The sequence below is a fragment of the Paenibacillus sp. RUD330 genome (genome assembly GCF_002243345.2).
Taxonomy (GTDB): Bacteria; Bacillota; Bacilli; order Paenibacillales; family Paenibacillaceae; genus Paenibacillus_O.
In genome coordinates, this window is sequence record NZ_CP022655.2 from 5,252,298 (window position 1) to 5,268,291 (window position 15,994).

18 protein-coding genes are annotated in these 15,994 nt (G+C 58.7%); 8 read left to right on the top strand and 10 right to left on the bottom strand.

Going from position 1 to position 15,994, the window contains the following annotated elements; all coding sequences use genetic code 11:
• Window positions 1-252 precede the first annotated feature (252 nt).
• Window positions 253-729, top strand: coding sequence for an Lrp/AsnC family transcriptional regulator (locus CIC07_RS23740; RefSeq protein ID WP_048747574.1), 477 nt, complete (start codon window positions 253-255; stop codon window positions 727-729).
• Window positions 730-784: 55 nt separating this feature from the next.
• Here CIC07_RS23740 and CIC07_RS23745 read toward each other — a convergent pair whose 3' ends face one another.
• A complete protein-coding gene (locus CIC07_RS23745; RefSeq protein WP_076357596.1) occupies window positions 785-1,921 on the bottom strand; it encodes a Leu/Phe/Val dehydrogenase in 1,137 nt (378 codons plus the stop codon).
• Window positions 1,922-2,110: 189 nt separating this feature from the next.
• Here CIC07_RS23745 and CIC07_RS23750 point away from each other — a divergent pair, with 189 nt between their 5' ends.
• Complete coding sequence (locus tag CIC07_RS23750; protein ID WP_021881002.1) at window positions 2,111-2,251, top strand: hypothetical protein; 141 nt, start codon at window positions 2,111-2,113, stop codon at window positions 2,249-2,251.
• 74 nt (window positions 2,252-2,325) lie between these two features.
• Here CIC07_RS23750 and CIC07_RS23755 read toward each other — a convergent pair whose 3' ends face one another.
• Complete coding sequence (locus tag CIC07_RS23755) at window positions 2,326-2,730, bottom strand: hypothetical protein (RefSeq protein ID WP_157741975.1); 405 nt, start codon at window positions 2,728-2,730, stop codon at window positions 2,326-2,328.
• Between the two features lie 34 nt (window positions 2,731-2,764).
• Here CIC07_RS23755 and CIC07_RS23760 point away from each other — a divergent pair, with 34 nt between their 5' ends.
• The 3 genes from CIC07_RS23760 to CIC07_RS25250 all read left to right on the top strand — a co-directional run bounded on the left by CIC07_RS23760 (window position 2,765) and on the right by CIC07_RS25250 (window position 3,432).
• Window positions 2,765-2,890 (top strand): sporulation protein YjcZ, encoded by a 126-nt coding sequence (locus CIC07_RS23760; RefSeq protein WP_121235010.1) that lies wholly within the window; start codon window positions 2,765-2,767, stop codon window positions 2,888-2,890.
• A gap of 177 nt (window positions 2,891-3,067) precedes the next feature.
• Window positions 3,068-3,199 (top strand): YjcZ family sporulation protein, encoded by a 132-nt coding sequence (locus CIC07_RS25555; protein WP_217900070.1) that lies wholly within the window; start codon window positions 3,068-3,070, stop codon window positions 3,197-3,199.
• Window positions 3,200-3,309: 110 nt separating this feature from the next.
• Window positions 3,310-3,432 carry a sporulation protein YjcZ gene (locus tag CIC07_RS25250; protein ID WP_200801152.1) on the top strand — a complete coding sequence of 41 codons (123 nt, stop codon included), beginning with the start codon at window positions 3,310-3,312 and terminating at the stop codon, window positions 3,430-3,432.
• Between the two features lie 1,223 nt (window positions 3,433-4,655).
• On the opposite strand, the gene CIC07_RS23765 is transcribed toward CIC07_RS25250, so the two are convergent.
• The 6 genes from CIC07_RS23765 to CIC07_RS23790 form a co-directional block, all read right to left on the bottom strand.
• The gene (locus CIC07_RS23765; RefSeq protein ID WP_083688193.1) at window positions 4,656-5,942 is read right to left on the bottom strand and encodes an MFS transporter; all 1,287 of its coding nucleotides are present in this window, start codon (window positions 5,940-5,942) and stop codon (window positions 4,656-4,658) included.
• Between the two features lie 343 nt (window positions 5,943-6,285).
• Entirely contained in the window at window positions 6,286-6,459 is a 174-nt protein-coding gene (locus CIC07_RS23770) for a CsbD family protein (RefSeq protein ID WP_076357592.1), read from the bottom strand.
• A 264-nt stretch (window positions 6,460-6,723) separates the two neighbouring features.
• Complete coding sequence (locus tag CIC07_RS23775; RefSeq protein ID WP_076357590.1) at window positions 6,724-7,902, bottom strand: NAD(P)/FAD-dependent oxidoreductase; 1,179 nt, start codon at window positions 7,900-7,902, stop codon at window positions 6,724-6,726.
• A 51-nt stretch (window positions 7,903-7,953) separates the two neighbouring features.
• A complete protein-coding gene (locus CIC07_RS23780) occupies window positions 7,954-8,394 on the bottom strand; it encodes a DUF1641 domain-containing protein (protein WP_048747568.1) in 441 nt (146 codons plus the stop codon).
• A 575-nt stretch (window positions 8,395-8,969) separates the two neighbouring features.
• Window positions 8,970-9,440, bottom strand: coding sequence for a hypothetical protein (locus tag CIC07_RS23785; RefSeq protein WP_076357588.1), 471 nt, complete (start codon window positions 9,438-9,440; stop codon window positions 8,970-8,972).
• 28 nt (window positions 9,441-9,468) lie between these two features.
• Window positions 9,469-10,671, bottom strand: coding sequence for a ParM/StbA family protein (locus CIC07_RS23790; protein WP_049868464.1), 1,203 nt, complete (start codon window positions 10,669-10,671; stop codon window positions 9,469-9,471).
• A 477-nt stretch (window positions 10,672-11,148) separates the two neighbouring features.
• Between CIC07_RS23790 and CIC07_RS23795 the strand changes: the two genes are divergently transcribed.
• Window positions 11,149-12,432, top strand: a complete 1,284-nt coding sequence (locus CIC07_RS23795) for an NAD(P)/FAD-dependent oxidoreductase (protein ID WP_076357586.1) — start codon at window positions 11,149-11,151, stop codon at window positions 12,430-12,432.
• A gap of 93 nt (window positions 12,433-12,525) precedes the next feature.
• On the opposite strand, the gene CIC07_RS23800 is transcribed toward CIC07_RS23795, so the two are convergent.
• Complete coding sequence (locus CIC07_RS23800) at window positions 12,526-13,188, bottom strand: AAA family ATPase (protein ID WP_234992960.1); 663 nt, start codon at window positions 13,186-13,188, stop codon at window positions 12,526-12,528.
• A 302-nt stretch (window positions 13,189-13,490) separates the two neighbouring features.
• Between CIC07_RS23800 and CIC07_RS23805 the strand changes: the two genes are divergently transcribed.
• Window positions 13,491-14,099: a nucleotidyltransferase family protein gene (locus CIC07_RS23805; protein WP_157741976.1), complete on the top strand. Its 609-nt coding sequence runs from the start codon at window positions 13,491-13,493 to the stop codon at window positions 14,097-14,099.
• A gap of 14 nt (window positions 14,100-14,113) precedes the next feature.
• The gene (gene dat / locus CIC07_RS23810; protein WP_076357582.1) at window positions 14,114-14,968 is read left to right on the top strand and encodes a D-amino-acid transaminase; all 855 of its coding nucleotides are present in this window, start codon (window positions 14,114-14,116) and stop codon (window positions 14,966-14,968) included.
• Window positions 14,969-15,153: 185 nt separating this feature from the next.
• Here dat and CIC07_RS23815 read toward each other — a convergent pair whose 3' ends face one another.
• Window positions 15,154-15,924, bottom strand: coding sequence for a sporulation protein (locus CIC07_RS23815; protein WP_076357580.1), 771 nt, complete (start codon window positions 15,922-15,924; stop codon window positions 15,154-15,156).
• Window positions 15,925-15,994 lie beyond the last annotated feature (70 nt).

The window sequence follows — 15,994 nt, forward strand, 5'->3', positions numbered from 1 at the left end:
CAAGGTCAATCCCGCTTGCTGCATTGTATGCGGACTTGCCTTCGGAAGGCCCGGCAGAAGCCTGACGGACACGAAAAGGCTGCTCTTGCCGCCGATGAAGATCAGGTGAAGCCCCATAGGCGCCGCTTCTATTTTTCCATATAATGGATTCATGTCTTGTAATCGGGAACTGAACCCGATATAGTGATTTTAGCAAAAATTCCAGGCACTTCCGTTCAAGCGATGATCAGCCTGCCAAAGGAGACGATTGAAATGTCCGCCCAACCTCCCAGGCCGCCTTCCTATACGATTCCCTCTACCAAGCTGGATGCTCTGGACCGTCGGATCACCGAACTGCTCCGCCTCAACTCGCGGATGTCCTATACGGATATCAGCAAGGAAGTAGGCATCTCCAGGGTCGGCGTCCAAGCGCGGGTTAATGCCTTGATCGAGAACGGCACCCTGGAGAGGTTCACCGTCTTGGTCAATCCCGAGAAGATCGGCATGAACGTTTCGGCCTTTTTTCATGTTGAAGTCGAACCTCATCGTCTCAGCGAAGTGGCGCGGCGGCTGTCGGACGAGCCTGCCGTCACCGCGCTTCACCATATGACCGGTCCGAGCAAGCTGCATATGCACGCCGTATTCGCCACGATGCAGGAGATGGAAGCTTTTCTCCAGGAGCGCTTGTACAATCTGCCCGGCATCGCCGGCGTCGAAAGCCAGCTCCTGATCAAGAAATACAAATACTAGAGCCACGCAAGAAGCCGACTTGCCGGATTCCCGGTCCAAGCCGGCTTTTTTGCGCTCATCGTTCCTTCAGCCGTTCCAGATTTTGCTCCGCCAGCCGCTTTGCCGCCATGGAAGGAGGAATGCCGTATTTTTCCGCCAGATGGAAAACCTCCCTTGCCGTTTCGGCCACGGCCTTTACGCTTTCCTGAAGCTCCGCTCGTCCCAGCCCCTGCAGCTCTCCAGCGGTGATGATGATTCCGCCGGCATTCAGGATGTAATCCGGGACATAGAGGATTCCCCTCTCCTCGATCAATTCCCCGTGACGCTCCATGGACAGCTGATTGTTGGCTGCGCCGGCGACAATCGAACAGCGCAGCCGCGGGATCGTCACATCGTTCAGTATGCCGCCCAGCGCGCAAGGCGCGAACACATCGCATTTCGTCCTGTAGACGTTCTCCGGCTTCACCCTTCTTGCCCCGTAATACCTCACCGCGTCCAACTCAGCGGCGTCATTGGGATCGGACACGATCAGCCTGGCTCCATCCTCGTATAAATACCGGCACAGCCGGAAGCCTACTTTGCCCAAGCCCTGAACGAGCACCTTGAGATCGTAAAGGGACGGCAGGCCAAGACGGCAGCCGACGGCGGCCTTCATTCCCTGGTACACGCCGTATGCCGTCATCTCGGCCGTAAAATCATCCTGCGCCATGATGCTTCCCGATGTATCCGTTACATAGGAAGTCTGAGTTTGAATCGCGTCCATGTCCTGGATGCAGGTGCCCAGGTCAAGTCCGGTTATATAACGGCCGCCCAAGCCTTCAATGAACCGTCCCAAGGACTCGAACAGCCGCCTCCTCCCGTACTCTTCGCCCGGCAGCTCCGCCGTTCCGGTGCTCCCTGCTCTCCGCTGCGCCCATGACGCTTCCGGGCCGGACTCCTCCAACCGCGCGGCGGGATCCCGCCAGACGACAGCCTTCCCTCCCCCGTAAGGGAGCTTGTAGGCGGCGTTTTTATACGTCATTCCCCGTGCGAGACGCAACGCATCCTGCAGGGCATCTTCCTCATCGCCGTATGTCATGTACCGGCATCCGCCCAGCGAAGGTCCTGCCGCCGTGTTATGAATGGCGACAATGGCTCTCAGACCGCTCTCCGCATCATGGCAAAAGGCGATCTGCTCGAAGCCGCCGCCGATTATTTCCCGGAAAATAGTCATGTGCTGTTCCTCCTCGCCCTGAAAGGACTACATTTCTATGCGAGGATCATTTCCGATATGCCCAGTCGAGGCCTGGACCGCATGGGCAGCATCCTAAAATCAGCGTATGCACATTTGCACCTCCCGCCCAAACATCACGGGGGCGCTTGCCGTATGATGTGGCATACCACAAGAAAGGGGATTTGACACATGTCTTACGGAGTTGGCGGAGCAGTTGGCGGCGTAGGCGCAGGCTGCGGCTACGGCGGCGGCTGGGGTTACTCGAGCACGGGCGCCATTCTGGTTCTCTTCATCCTGCTGGTTATCATCAGCCGCGCATTCCTGTACTAGTCTTGGACTGGGCAGGTTTCACGTATAATTGAATTCGGACCAGAGGCCTCCTGAAGGATTTCCTTCAGGAGGTTTTAGCTTTCCTTCAGAGGCCGATGACATCTGGAAATGGCCGAGCGCACATTTGTCCTCCCCATCCAATCGACATGCGAGGAAAAATCATGCGCTGCATCATTCCATTGCAAAGGAGAGTTGAAATGGCCGAAAACGTAGAAGGCGCAGAAACCGTCGAAGCCGCCCGTGGCGGCTTTTGCTATTCCAGCATAGGCGCCATCCTGGTACTCTTCATTCTGCTCGTCATCATCAGCCGCGCATTCCTGTACGAGTCCGAGGACAAAACGAAATGCCTTCTGAAGGCAGGCAGCCTTCAGGAGGCTTTTTCTTGCCGTTTTGATTCCGCTGGAAGCCGGATTCGAACGCGAACGTAGCCAAGCGCACATTTGTCCTTCCCGTCCAATCGGCATGCCTTCGCGGCTCATACATTGTAGCATTCCACAACAAAGGAGTTTTGACATGTCTGAATATGTAGAAGGCGCAGAAACAAAAGTTGAAGCCGTTCGCGGCGGCGTAAACAGCACCGGAATCATTCTGGTTCTCTTCATTCTGCTGGTCATCATCAGCAGCATTTTCTTCGTCTAAGCAGCTCCTCGGCAGACGCCGGATCGCTCGCGATCCGGCGTTTTCCCATGCTCTCAAATGCCGCCGAAGCTTTCATCGGCGCGCACGCCCATTTCTCGTCTGATGCCCTTCCTGCCCAAACATCCCGTTCCGCTCCCGCGTATGATGTGTTATCTCAAGCGAAAGGGGATTTGACAAATGTCATACGGCGTTGGCGGAGTAGGAGCAGGCTGCGGAGGAGTCGGATACGGTGGTGTGTGGACGAACACTGGAGCCATCCTTGTTCTCTTCATTCTGCTGGTTATCATCAGCCGGGCTTTCCTCTATTAGCATAGCATGAGGAAGGTGCAGCTGGGCTCGCGCACAATTGTACCTCCCGCCCAAACATCACGATGGCAACAATCATAAAATAACTTATTAAACCTAAGGGGGATTTGCACATGTCTTACGGAGTTGGCGGAGCAGTTGGCGGCTACGGCGGCGGATTCGGATATTCCAGCACAGGCGCTATTCTGGTTCTCTTCATCCTGCTGGTCATCATCAGCCGCGCATTCCTGTACTAGTCGCCCTTTAGTCCCCTAGTCGATCCTTGTTCTGCGGAACAAAACCAACCCTTTCCGCCATGCGGGGAGGGTTTTTAATTGCATGATTTAAACTTTTAAATTATTCTGAAATCAATAATTCGATCTCCGGCTATACAGCATGGCTTGGAATCGCCGATGGCATGAAGGAATCATTCCATTCTATCATGCAAGGCGCATTCGGAATGCAGCTATGAATCCGGCAAGGATGATAACAGCTGAAAACCGGGGCATTTCAACAAAAACCGCATGAAAAAGACGAAACCAGACAGGAATGAACGGCAAAATAACCGCTTTTGGGCTTTATTGGCTGTAATTCACTTCAAAAAGAGGGGCAGGGTTGTTTAAACACGAACATTCAATCTCAATGAGAGCTCTGCCGATCGGAATCAACCCCCGATTTTTCTCTCTCACAGACTTTATCCCTTACGTCGCCCCTCCCTCCCGAATAATGCCTTTCATGTGTCCAGCAGATCCAGCAGATCCAACAATCGATTACGTTTGCTCTGGCACGGCCAGCCGACCGCCTCAGACGACCAGCTCCGCCACAACGCCGCATCCCGCCTCAAAGGAATGCTGCCCTATGGCAAGCAACCGACTATATCCTCACTTCTAGCGGAACAGTCGTCCGGCCGATGTCAGGCATGAACCGAAAAGTTTAATAAGCATAAATAAATTCCACGCAAAAACCGATTCAAACAGTTATTATAATTAGATATCCCTTGCAATGAACGTTTAATTTAGATACATAATTTCCTTGGAGCGGATTTTGAACTTGGCGAAACAAAAAGACCCGTCGCAGGGAACGGGCCGATCTCGACGAAAACCAATTCGGCCGAGGCGATGGAATAAAAAGGCGGCAGCGGACAAACCGGATGTAAACCTGCGGCAAGGTGACGATGAGGCTGCTCAGCAAATCTCGGCAAAACGCCCATGAATGCCGCTCAGCCAAAGGGAAGATCGCAGAAATACGCGCATAGGCGTCATCATTCAACAAAAACCGCACAAACGAACGGATGTCGGAGAAATTGAACGGGGAAACAAGTTCATTTAGGCTTTTTTGGCAAATATATCGGAGAAAAAGAGGGAGAGACTGCATTTATTCCGAACATTAAACACATACCCACATTGCAACGAACGGATTCAAGAGCCTTCCAGGCTGCCATTTGCCATCAAACCGCCGAATCGCCTCTCCCTCCCGAAGATTAGAGCCCGGTTTCAACGGCCGTCCCTTTCCTGTCGTTGCGGGCGGCCCCTTCTTCTTCGCGGACAAAGCGGGGAAGCGTGAAGATATAGATGACGAAGGTCAGCAGCAGCAGCACAGCTATGAACAGGTACAGCCCCAGCAGCGTGAAATGCGAGGGGTACAGCCAAGCGATGAGGCCGAGCATCAGCGTCTGTCCGGCCATCATGATAGGATCGATCCAGGCGCTCACGCGCCCCATCTTGGAAGGCTCCACCAGCTTGGGCAGCCAGCCGCCGATGACGATGTTGAGCGGAGCGAGGATGATTCCCATCACCAGAATTAGAGTCAGGTATATCCAAGGAGACGCTACAAAGCCCAGAACCAAGGCGATCAGGCCGGATGCCAGGACGCATGCGATGAGAACTTGATGCATCTTGAATTTATCGATCAGCATGGAGCCCAGCGCGCTCCCCGCCAGGAAGCCGATGCCGAGAAAGACGGAGAACAGCGAGGCGTACAGCTGGTAGTTGTCCGGGGCCAGATGGTATTTCATCGTCAGCATGGGCAGGATCGCGAAGGAGCCGTTGATCAATCCGAACAACGCAAATCCGGATATCAGGGCAATCAGAAGCTTGCGGCTGAAAATATACCGGAAGCCGACGCTGAAATCCCCCCATACCGATCTCATATTGAGGGAGGAGAGCGGCTGCTTGCCGTTCGGCAGCGTCACCTCGACGGGCAGCTTCAATGAGCGGATAAGAAGGGCTGTGAGCAGGAATCCGACCGTATCGATGATTACCGCGCCCATGATTCCGACGGTATGGTACACAAAGGCTCCTATTCCCGTTCCGAACAGCATGAACACTCCGAATACGGATTGGTTCAGTCCCGAGGCCTTCACGTACTGATCTTCCTTCAGGATGCCTTGAATCATCGCTGTTTCGGCAGGGGCATAGAACTTGGTCACACCGGCCCGGACGAATAGGATCAGGAAGATGATCGGCAGCCATAGCCCCGCAGCCAATGCTCCCAGCATGCAGAGCGACAATCCGGTGCGGATCCATCCGGTATTCTCTGCGATCTTCTTGCGGTCAAAGCGGTCTGCGAGCACTCCGATAAACAGAAAAACGAAGACGGTAGGCGCGGAGTAGAGCATTTCAGCGATGGAAGCATAAGCAGGCTGGGAGGAAAAACGATCGAGCATGTAAAAGGCGAACGCCATCGCTCCGATCGTAGAGGCCAGCTGAGAGCAGACCGTAGCGAGAAACAGGCGCATGAACACCCCGTTGCGAATCAAGTCCTTCAAGGTCGGTCATCCTTTCGGTTCCATAATGTCGTTGTCAATTGACCTCATTATAGAACCCGTCAGCGGCGCCTCCCAGCGGCGCGGGATGGAACTGCGCCTCCTCCTGCGGACGGAGCGCCCGCTCCTCCTCCGGATCTCCCCGACAATGGCCGGCCCATCATGGCTGTCTCTCCCCGGAACCGTTCAAGAAATCAGGAAGCTCCTCGCGAACCGTTCTGGAATTCCAGCCCAGCTCCATGCCTACGTCCTCCCCTATCGGATGATTCCGGGAAACAAAGGTTGTCTGCATGCAAAAAAAGACCCTTGCTCCGTTTGGAGACAAGAGTCTTTGCTCGCTTCAGTTTCAATGCCGGTCCTTGAACTCTCCGACCTTTTCCTGGACTTCGCCTTTGGCTTTATCCAGCTTCCCTTCCGCTTGAAGCTTGTGGTTGTCGGTAGCGTTGCCCCATTGGTCCTTGGCTTCGCCTTTCACCTTGTTGACTGCGCCCTTCATTTTATCGCTAAGTCCGTCTGCCATGGTTATCGCTCCTTTTCCTGTTGTAGCGGGTATAGTATTCCTTACCCGCCACGACCCCAGGTTAAACGGAGATAAAAATCCGCGGCGGCCTGCAAGGAAGACAACAAGCTCCCGACTTGGCGCTGCATCCCGGTGCTCCTCACATTGGGATGGGCATGCATTCGGGAGAGCCATCTTCCCGGGAATGAAAAAGAACCGCATGGAGGATGTCCATGCGGTTCTGCCATGCGGTCGCATCCGGGTCGGCCCCGGATGCGGCACGGATTAGTAAGCCAGGGAGAACAGGCCGTTGATGTGCGACAGGTAGCGGATGTTGGAAGCTTCCTTCATCAGCGTGGCCGGCAGGCCTTTGAGGCGGGTCTGGTTGCCGCCGATCGTGCCGATTGCATCCTTGCGGCCGAGCGAACCGAGCGTACCGGAGAAGACCGGTGAGAACGAGTCCAGCTGATGACCGTTGAAGTAGGCGTACATGTTGGCGCCGATGAGTTCGCCCATCTGCCAAGCCAGCTGAGCCGTAGGAGGGAACGGACGTCCTTCCGGACCCATGACTACAGCGCTGTCTCCGGCAATGAATACATCCGGATGCGAGGTCGACTGCAGGCCTTCCGTAACCGTGGCGCGGCCGCGGTTGACTTCGATGCCGGAGTTGGCCACGACGGCCGTGCCTTGCACGCCGCCCGTCCAGATGACCGTGCTCGATTCGATCGTGCTGCCGTCCTTCAAGGATACGGTCGTGCCTTTCATTTCCGTGATCGGCAGGCCGGTTTTGAACACGACGCCGCGCTTCTCGAGGGAAGTCGTCGCGCGCTCTACCAGCTCGGCCGGGAAGCCGGGCAGGATCGTAGGAGCAGCCTCGACGCAGTACAGGGATACTTCGTCATAGCTGATGCCGTGTTTTTTCACGAGGCCGGGCAGCATGTCGGCGAATTCGCCCACAAGCTCGATGCCCGTCAGGCCGCCGCCGCCGACGACGAACGTCAGGTCGGCTTTGTTGCCGGACTGCTTGTATTTCGCCACGGATGCTTCGACATGGGCTTTCAGCTTGTTCGCATCTGCAACGGATTTCAGCGTGAAGCTGTGCTCCTGCAGGCCTGGAATGCCGAAGAATGCCGTCTCGCTGCCCAGTGCGACAACAAGCGCATCGTAGGACAGAGTCGTGCCGGTAGACAGCTTCACTTGCTTCTCGTCCGGCTTAATTTCAGCGACTTCGCCGATTTTCAGGTCGATGTCTTTGCCGCGCAGCAGCTTGTCCAGCGGAAGCGCCACATTGCCTTCGGACAGGTTGCCGACGGCAAGACGGTGCAGCTCGGTGATGATTTGGTGCGCGTTGATCCGGTTGACAACCGTAATCTGGGCTTCCTGCGGCGTAAAGTGCGTGCGTGCCGTCGTTGCGGCCAGCAGGCCGCCGTAGCCGCCGCCCAGGATAAGAATATGCTTCGCCATGTTCATCCTCCGTTCACGTTCTATGCAGCCTCCCCGCGGGGAGTGCGCGGGTTAGTTTTGGTTCTTCTGCTTTTCGCCGAGATTGTCCAGGAATGCCTGCGTGAAGCGAAGCGTGCGCTGGACGTTCGGGTCCTTCAGCATGCGCAGCAGGCCGAAGAGGCCTACGCTGGAAGACTCGTGGCTGACTTGGTCGCCGGCTTCGATAGCTGCTTGGGCGACGGTCTTGGTCTTGTCGACGATCGGCTTCACCATCTCGCCGAGTCCGCCTCCGAAGTCGTTGATGAGCACTTTGTCCGTCGCGAGCGACTTGGCTACATCGTAGGATTTGGTCATGAGCGTGACGATTTCGGCCAGCTTCGGAAGATTATCCACAAGTACCGTAAGGGACTCCTGAACTTCCGGCTTCATGAGCTGGTCGAGGATATCGCGCTGCTGTACCGCCGCGGATGGCTCTTGAGTCGCCACCGCTTGAGTTGGTTGGTTTTCGGACATGGAATTACTTCCTCCTTTGCTCTGGAAATGCGGTTCCGTCCCTCGGTTGTCCGCGATTTCTTGCGTCCGCTGCTGTCAACTTCCGCAGGGTCGCGGCCGAGGGCGGGGACGTTGTCATCATGCGCACAGCGAATGGGAGCAGCCTCGTTGCGGAATAATACGATCTCCGGCAAGTCTGAGTTTGTACCAAAATTCACATATCAGTCCAAGCCATGAAAAAGGTCATTGCGCAAAAAAACGGCCGCTTCCAGCCTGGGCACCGAGAAAACGTCGAGTGAGTCAAAGACTACCTTATCGTTGTCGGCCAGGCGGTCGGCACGGAACTTCTACCGATAGTTTACAACTTAACGGCTGCAACTGCAAAAGAAAATTACGGGTACGCTAATATTATGGCGCAATATTGCCTATACATGTCTGAATTACCAACAAGGGCCGGCCGTTGCGCCTTCTCATTCCGCGGAGCATGGGCCGGATCGGATGGAAACTGGGAATCCGGGCCCTAAGGAGCGGCAATCATCCCCATGGGCAAAAAAATCCCCGGGACCGCTCCGCTTACGGAGCTCCCGGGGCTCTGCTTACATCCAGCTGTCGATATCGTCGTCGTCGATATCGTCTTCCGCCGCCGCGGCTTGCCCGGCGACGGGCTCCTCCGCGGCCGGGCTCGGCTCCGGCTGCGGAGCTTCGCCGACGGCTGCCGGCTCCTCCGCCTCCGTTGCCGGCAGCTCATCGGCAGCAGGCGCTTCGGCTTCGATCGCCGCCGCGCTCTCGCGCCGACCGGCGGCGGCTTCCTCGGCTGCCGCCGGCGCGGCCGCCAGGGCGGCTGCCGTGCCGATGCCCGCTCCGCTTCCGGCCACCAAGGTTCCCCTCTCGGACGGAATGAGCAGCTGCAGATTCCGCACGCCATGCTGGCGGATCTCGTTTTCAACCAGATAACGGATCGAATCCATCAGATTGGACTGGCCGTTGATCCAGTCCATCACATCCGGAGATTCGTTCTTTTTCGTTTTCAGGCTGATATTCTCTCCGGGCTGCTTGATCTTCTTCACCCGGCTTCACCCCCTGTACCCTTCTCGCCTATGCCGGCTGCTTAGGACCTTTCGACTTCAGCGCTTCGAAGATCTTGCCGCGCACGAAGGCGTCCAATCCCTCGGCATTCATCGTTACGGCATGCTCGGCCGGTATGTACAGAAGCTTGATCTCGCGCTCCTCGCACAGCTCCTCGAGCATCGGCTGCAGAATCGGCTTCATCAGGACGCTGCCGCCGCCATACACGCAGATGACGTCGATCTCGTTGCGCGCCTTGGTCAGCTGCTTGCGGATGTTCTGCACGATGTGGCGGGCTTGTCCTTCGAGAGGACGGCGCAGCGTCTGGATGGCCCGGCTGTGGTACTTGTGCGCCGGGTTTTTGATGACGTCGCTGAAGAACTGGCGCGGGCTGTCCGGCAGATGCACGAGGCGGTTGAAGTCATCCAGCGCTTCCTCGATCGCATAGCCGGCGCCGTGATGGCTGCCGTGCACGAATTGGCGCAGGAACTTGTTGCCCTCGGTAATCGGATATTCCGTCGATCCGTCGCCGATATCCGTGTGCAGGACACGCTTGTCCTTGAAGTAAGCCCCCGTGAACTTCGCTCCGAGCTCGTACCGGTCCACGAACTCCTGGAAGATATCGCCGGAGCGCCAGTTGCCCTCGCGGTCCTTCTGCAGGGCGAACACGACCGGCGTCGCCTCCGGAATCGCCTTGACGTATTCGAAGTCGATGGATACCGGAACGCGGACCTTGTTCAGGTGAACGGTAACGCGATGGGTTCCTTCCATGAACTTCGCTTCGAACTTGGCCGCCGTCTCGTCGGTATGCTGCGTGACCGGCAGAGCGGTAGCCATGTCGACCGTCGCCTCTACAGGCTCCGTCGGAACGCCCTTCGCTTCGTCATAGGCACGCTGAACCGCTACGGCCGCCACCTGCGCCAACGTGTTGATGATCGGCAGATCCATGTCGCTCTTGTTGTCGATGCCGATCTGCAGGTTCTCCAGCAGCTCGCCGCTCATCAGGGCGAACTTGCCGATATAGTACATCCCGGGGCGCGCCGCGGGCGAATCGATCGTGACGATCAGCTGGTCCTGCAGGTTGCGGATGAAGCTTTCCGGCGGAAGCTCGTCGCTCCATGGAAGCTTGTCCACCCGGCAGCACACGTTCGGCTGGCGGATCATTTTGCCGTCGACGAACAGGTCATGCTCGCTGTTGCCGTTGTCGTTGCCTACTTGAAAATGTACCTTCATCTTGTCTCCTCCTTCGCTCTCCGCAATGCCGCGGAGGCTGTGCTAGCATGGAATGATTCCTTCACCAAAAACGCAGGATTCCCGCCACTCCGAGGCTGATTGACGCTGATGCTCCAAATCAAAATTACGAAGAATTGCCAAAAACAAATGCGGCTGGTGATGGTGATACCCAGTAATATAGTTCGACGCGTCCTGAAGCATTTCCTTCCGTCGTCCAATAATTACCGTTTTCCCGCCTTCCAGGCTCCCGGAGGCTCCCCCATATAAGGCGCCCGCCCTCTTGAAGCCCGTCCTTATCCCAGGCTTACCAAGTATAACCTACCTGCTGTGTCGAAGTAAGGGGAACGATGGCCGTAGGACGGGAATATCCTGGCTTCGCCCTAAGCGAAGAGCTGACGGCGCCGCAGCGTTCCTGGTTCAACTCCTCGCGGGGCAGGTTAAGCCAATACTAACTAAGCCTCACGGGAGGAAATGCAGATGAACAAGCAGCCTGCGCGCAAGCTACATGACGGTACTCTTTACTGGCCTTCGACGCTGGATCGGCGGGATGAGCTGGGGCGGCACCCTTCTTTGTCGGAAAAGCTCGTTACCCGGGTCGCCGTCATCGGCGGCGGAATGACCGGGGCGATCATCGGGGCTTCCCTTGCGGAGGCCGGCATCCCGGCCGTCATCCTGGAGGGCAGGCGCGCCGCCGCGGCGAGCACCGCCGCGAGCACCGGACTGCTTCAGTTTTCCAACGATATCATGATGAGCGAGCTGGCGGACCGGCATGGCGACCAGGCGGCGGTCCGGTTCTATGAGCAGTGCCGGGGCGCGGTCGGCTCGCTCGGCCGCCTGGCCGCCGCAGCAGGCCAATGGAACGACGGATTCCGGCCGGCTTCGAGCCTCTACGCCGCATCCTCGGAAGCAGATGAAGCCAAGCTGATGCGGGAGTTCCGGATGCTGGAGAAAAACGGCTTCCCCGTCGCCTGGGGCGCTCCCGCGGCAATGCCCTCCAGCGTTGCGGAGGCTTTCCCGGCCAGCATGACGACTTACGGCGACGCTCTCGCCAATCCGCCCCGGCTCGCGAGGGCGCTGCTGAGGATGGCGTCGGACAAAGGCGTCTCCATCTTCGAGCAGTCTCCAGTCCGCGAGGTGCGCCGGCGCGGCGGCAGCTGGGTCATCAGCGCGGGGGACGGCGAGGTCGCCGCCAGCCATATTGTCGTGGCGACCGGGTATATCCCGGGGATCAGCGCCGCCTCGGAGCTGAAGCCGATTCTGCGCCGGACCTATGCCTTGGCTACCCGGCCGGGCAGCATCGCGCCGGACTGGCCGGAGGACAGCATGGTGTGGGAAACGGCTCGGCCTTACTTCTACTTCCGGACGACGCCCGACGGAAGAATCGTGGCCGGCGGCCTGGACGAGGACCGTCCGGATCCCGCCGGGGACGAGACGTTCCTGCGCGACCGCTCCAATAAGCTGATCGCCGACCTGAAGCGCTACTTCCCGGATGCCGAATTCGAAGCGGAGTACGCCTGGTGCGGCACATTCGGCGAGTCGGCGGACGATCTTCCTTTCATCGGGGAAGACAAGGAGCAGCCTGGCATCTTCCACTCGATGGGCTGCGGCGGCAACGGCACCGTCTACAGCTCGCTGGCGGCCTCGATGCTGCTGGCCGCCCTGTCCGGGGAGAAGCATCCGCTGGCGGAGATGCTGAATCCCCGCCGCCTGATCCTCCGGGGCGATGACAGCGGCAAGCGCGGACGCTCGCTGCTCGCCTGATGGAAGCCAAGGACTGCGGCCCCGTCGGGGCTGCAGTCCTTTTTTTTGCCGCTCGGCGCTGGCTCTCCTCTCAGCTCGGGTCATGGCCAGCGGTTATTTCCTGCCCAGCCCCTTCTGCCAACGGACATGGAGCAGCTTCGTCTGCAGCCGGCTCCAAGCCCCGGACGCCCTGCCGCTGCGAGGAAGCAGCTCAAGGCCGGCGAGCGCCGCGATTCTCTCCGCTGTCTCGGCTACGCTCCATTGCTCGGTATCCAGCTGCTCGGCAAAAGCATCCTGCTTCAGATCGCGCACGCAGCGTCCGATCTGCGCCGCAGCCCAGGAACGGCGGCCTTCGCCCCGGGAGCGCAGCCGCCGAAGCAGCTCTCCTTCGGAAGCGAGCAGCGCATAGTGCCGCAGATCCCTTCCGTCGCTTCGCAGCCTGCCCGCGATCTCCGCGAATTTGTGCGGATCCGTCACCGTCATCGGCACGAGCAGCACGCCGTCGTGGCGATCGGCTAGATAGGACAGCATATCGTAATTGAAGCTTCTCCATAACGCGAACTCCTGGAAGTCCCCCATTTGCAGGGAATCGGGCAGGTTGGCCCTGATATAGTAGCCGGCATTTTCCGGATCGAAGACGTAGGAACCCGGAATTCTGCGATGCAGCTCCCAGGCAGTCTGCGTCTTGCCGGACCCGAAAGCCCCGTTGATCCAGATGATCCGGCAGCCGCGGAACCCGCTGGGGACAACCCCCATTTTTTCCGGCTTGTTCTCCATCCTTCAACCCTTCCTTTATTCTCCGTTTGTGGTAGTCTTGAAGCAAAGACGCAGAAGGCTTCCTTTAAGTTGCTCGCTCACAAAGCGATGAAGACCATCCGAGTGGACGGTCCTGACCGTCTCCGCCGCCATGCCGCTCCTCATTCTCATCCGTCGCTCAGCGTATTCTCCCTTCGGGGAGCTGAAGGCTGCCCGCTCGGAAAGCCGGCTCCATGCGGCCGAGCCGGCAAGCTCCCGCTATTTCTGCGGCAACGGGTCCGGGGCGCGGCCGTTTACAGCATCTGAAAAAGGGAGGTACGGGGATGAACAGCATCCAAGGGAGCTTCTTGCCGACAGATGGAGCCGATCGCAAGCCGCTGCTTGAACAACAGCTCGCAGCGCTGCTCCTGTCCGATCCGCAAGCTCCCGATCATCTCAGGCATTTGAGAGATCATGGCCCGCAAGAAGCTTGGCTGGCCGCCGGCTATATCCGCAATCTGGTCTGGGACCGCCTGCATGGCTACCGGGAGCGCACGCCGCTTGATGATGCGGACGTCATCTATTATGATCAGGAGCATCCGGACGAAGCGGAGGAGAAGGTCTGGGAGCGGCGGCTGAGCTTGGGCATGCCGGAGCTGCGCTGGTCCTGCAAAAACCAGGCGCGCATGCATGCCGTCAGCGGCCTTCCGCCTTATGAAGACGCGGCGGATGCGATGGGCTGCTGGCCGGAGACGGCGACGGCCGTCGCCGCCGCCATGAGGGAGGACGGGACGATCGCCGTGCTCGCTCCGCATGGCCTGGAGGACTTGTTCGGCCTCCGGCTGCGGCCAAGTCCCCGGCTCTCCGATGCCGGGCTTTTCCTGCGCAGGACGGCGTCCAAGCAGTGGCTGGCCAAATGGCCCCGGCTGCAGCTGATTTCGGAAGAGGACTAGAAGGAGGAGCTAACATGAGTCTGGCTTATTTCAACGGCCGGTTCGTCCCGCTGGACGAGGCGGTCGTTCCGGTAGAGGAGCGCGGCCATCAATTCGGCGACGGCGTCTACGAGTACATGCGGTTCTACGATGGAAAAGGCTTCATGCTGGAGGAGCATCTCGACCGCTTCTACCGCAGCGCGGAGCTGATCCGATTGGATCCCGGCATCTCCCGCGCCGAGCTTCTCGCTGTCATGGCCCAGCTGCTGGAACGGAGCGGGCTGAGCCATGTCGATATCTACATGCAGCTGACGAGGGGCATCGCTCCCCGCAATCATCCGTTCCCGGATGCGCCTGCCTCCCTGTCCATGACGGTGAAGCCTTCCAGGGAAGTGAATCCCGAGCTGCGCAAGCAAGGGGCGTCCGTCCTGCTGCATCCCGACGAGCGCTGGATGAACTGCCATATCAAGTCGCTCAATCTGCTCCCCAACGTGCTGGCCAAGCAGGCTGCCGTCGATGCGGGCTGCTTCGAGGCCGTGCTCGTACGGGAGGACGGATTCATCACCGAGGGCTCCAGCTCCAACATGTACCTCGTCAAGGACGGCGCCATCCGCACCGCTCCTCTGTCCAATCGGATCCTGCCCGGCATCAGGCGCGAAGCGGTCCGCCGCATCGCGCTGGAAGCCGGCATCCCGTTCATCGAGGAGCCGTTCATGCCGGCCGAGCTGCTGGCTGCGGATGAAGCGTTCCTGACCAGCACCGGCATCGAGATCATTCCGGTCGTGCGGATCCACGGCCAGGGGCCGATCGGCTCCGGCGAGCCGGGCGAGACGGTCCGCGGGCTGCATCGCCTGTTCCTGGAGAAGACCTCGCTGCCGGCTTCGGTCTGATCCTATCGTCCACAGCAAAGAAGGCCGTCCCTGCACATGCAGAGGACGGCCTTCTTTGCTTATTTCGATCCTATATTTATCGCTCTGCCGCTCTCCCTCGACTGTATTATTTCTTGCCAGAGGAAATTCGGAGGAGCAAACAAGGAAAGAGCCTTTGGAGGCTGCGGATGCCGCCCGGACAGCTCTTACATGCAGCTGCGGATGCGGGAGGACAGGTTCTCGGCCAGGGCAGCTCTGCCGCGCTGGATATCCGCCTCGTATAGACGGAAGGAAATGCGGGATTCGTCCGTACCCAGCCATTCCGCGAAGCCGCCCGAACGGCGGTCGACCTCCATCAGCACATCCACGTACGCAGCCGAAGGAATGAAGACGATCTCAAGCTCGTCGAGCTTGCCGAAGCCGGACGCCCTGCCCGGAACCAGCTCGAATTCCTGCAGGAGAGATGTCCCGTACCGGCTGTGGGGGGCATATTTGCATTCGACCTCGCGGGTGTGGAATCCGAGCGAGGACAACGCTTCCAGCACCTCGCCCACCAACGGGTGGGGGAGCACCTTGATGTAATCCTCATCCGATGCGTCGAGCGAGCTCGCGATATCCAGCGCGGTCTTCACCCAGATCTGCGTGCCGCCGGCGGTGACCGGCGACGTCACCGGCAGCTGCCAGCGGAACGGGATCTCTTCCTTGCCTCCGGCTTTGACCTCGAACGCCGCGCGCAGGGGCAGCCTGGCGATGGCCGCATTTTCCCGGACCTTCTGGTCGTTCACTTCCTTGATGAAGGAGGTCATGAGCAGCAGCTCGATGCCGTTGATCTGCTGGGGTACCGCCCCTCCCGTCACGATGACCCGTCCGTTGATCTCATCCCCTGGACGAATGCCGCTGTAGGATACTTCCAGAACCGTATCGACCTGGGCGGACCCGATTCCGATTGAAGCCATCATATTCTTGAAAAAAGACATCCCTGCCACGCTCCTGCGTCTGTATTCCCAGGATCCTCTCGGCTGCACCGGGAACAGCTGGCGGTATGGC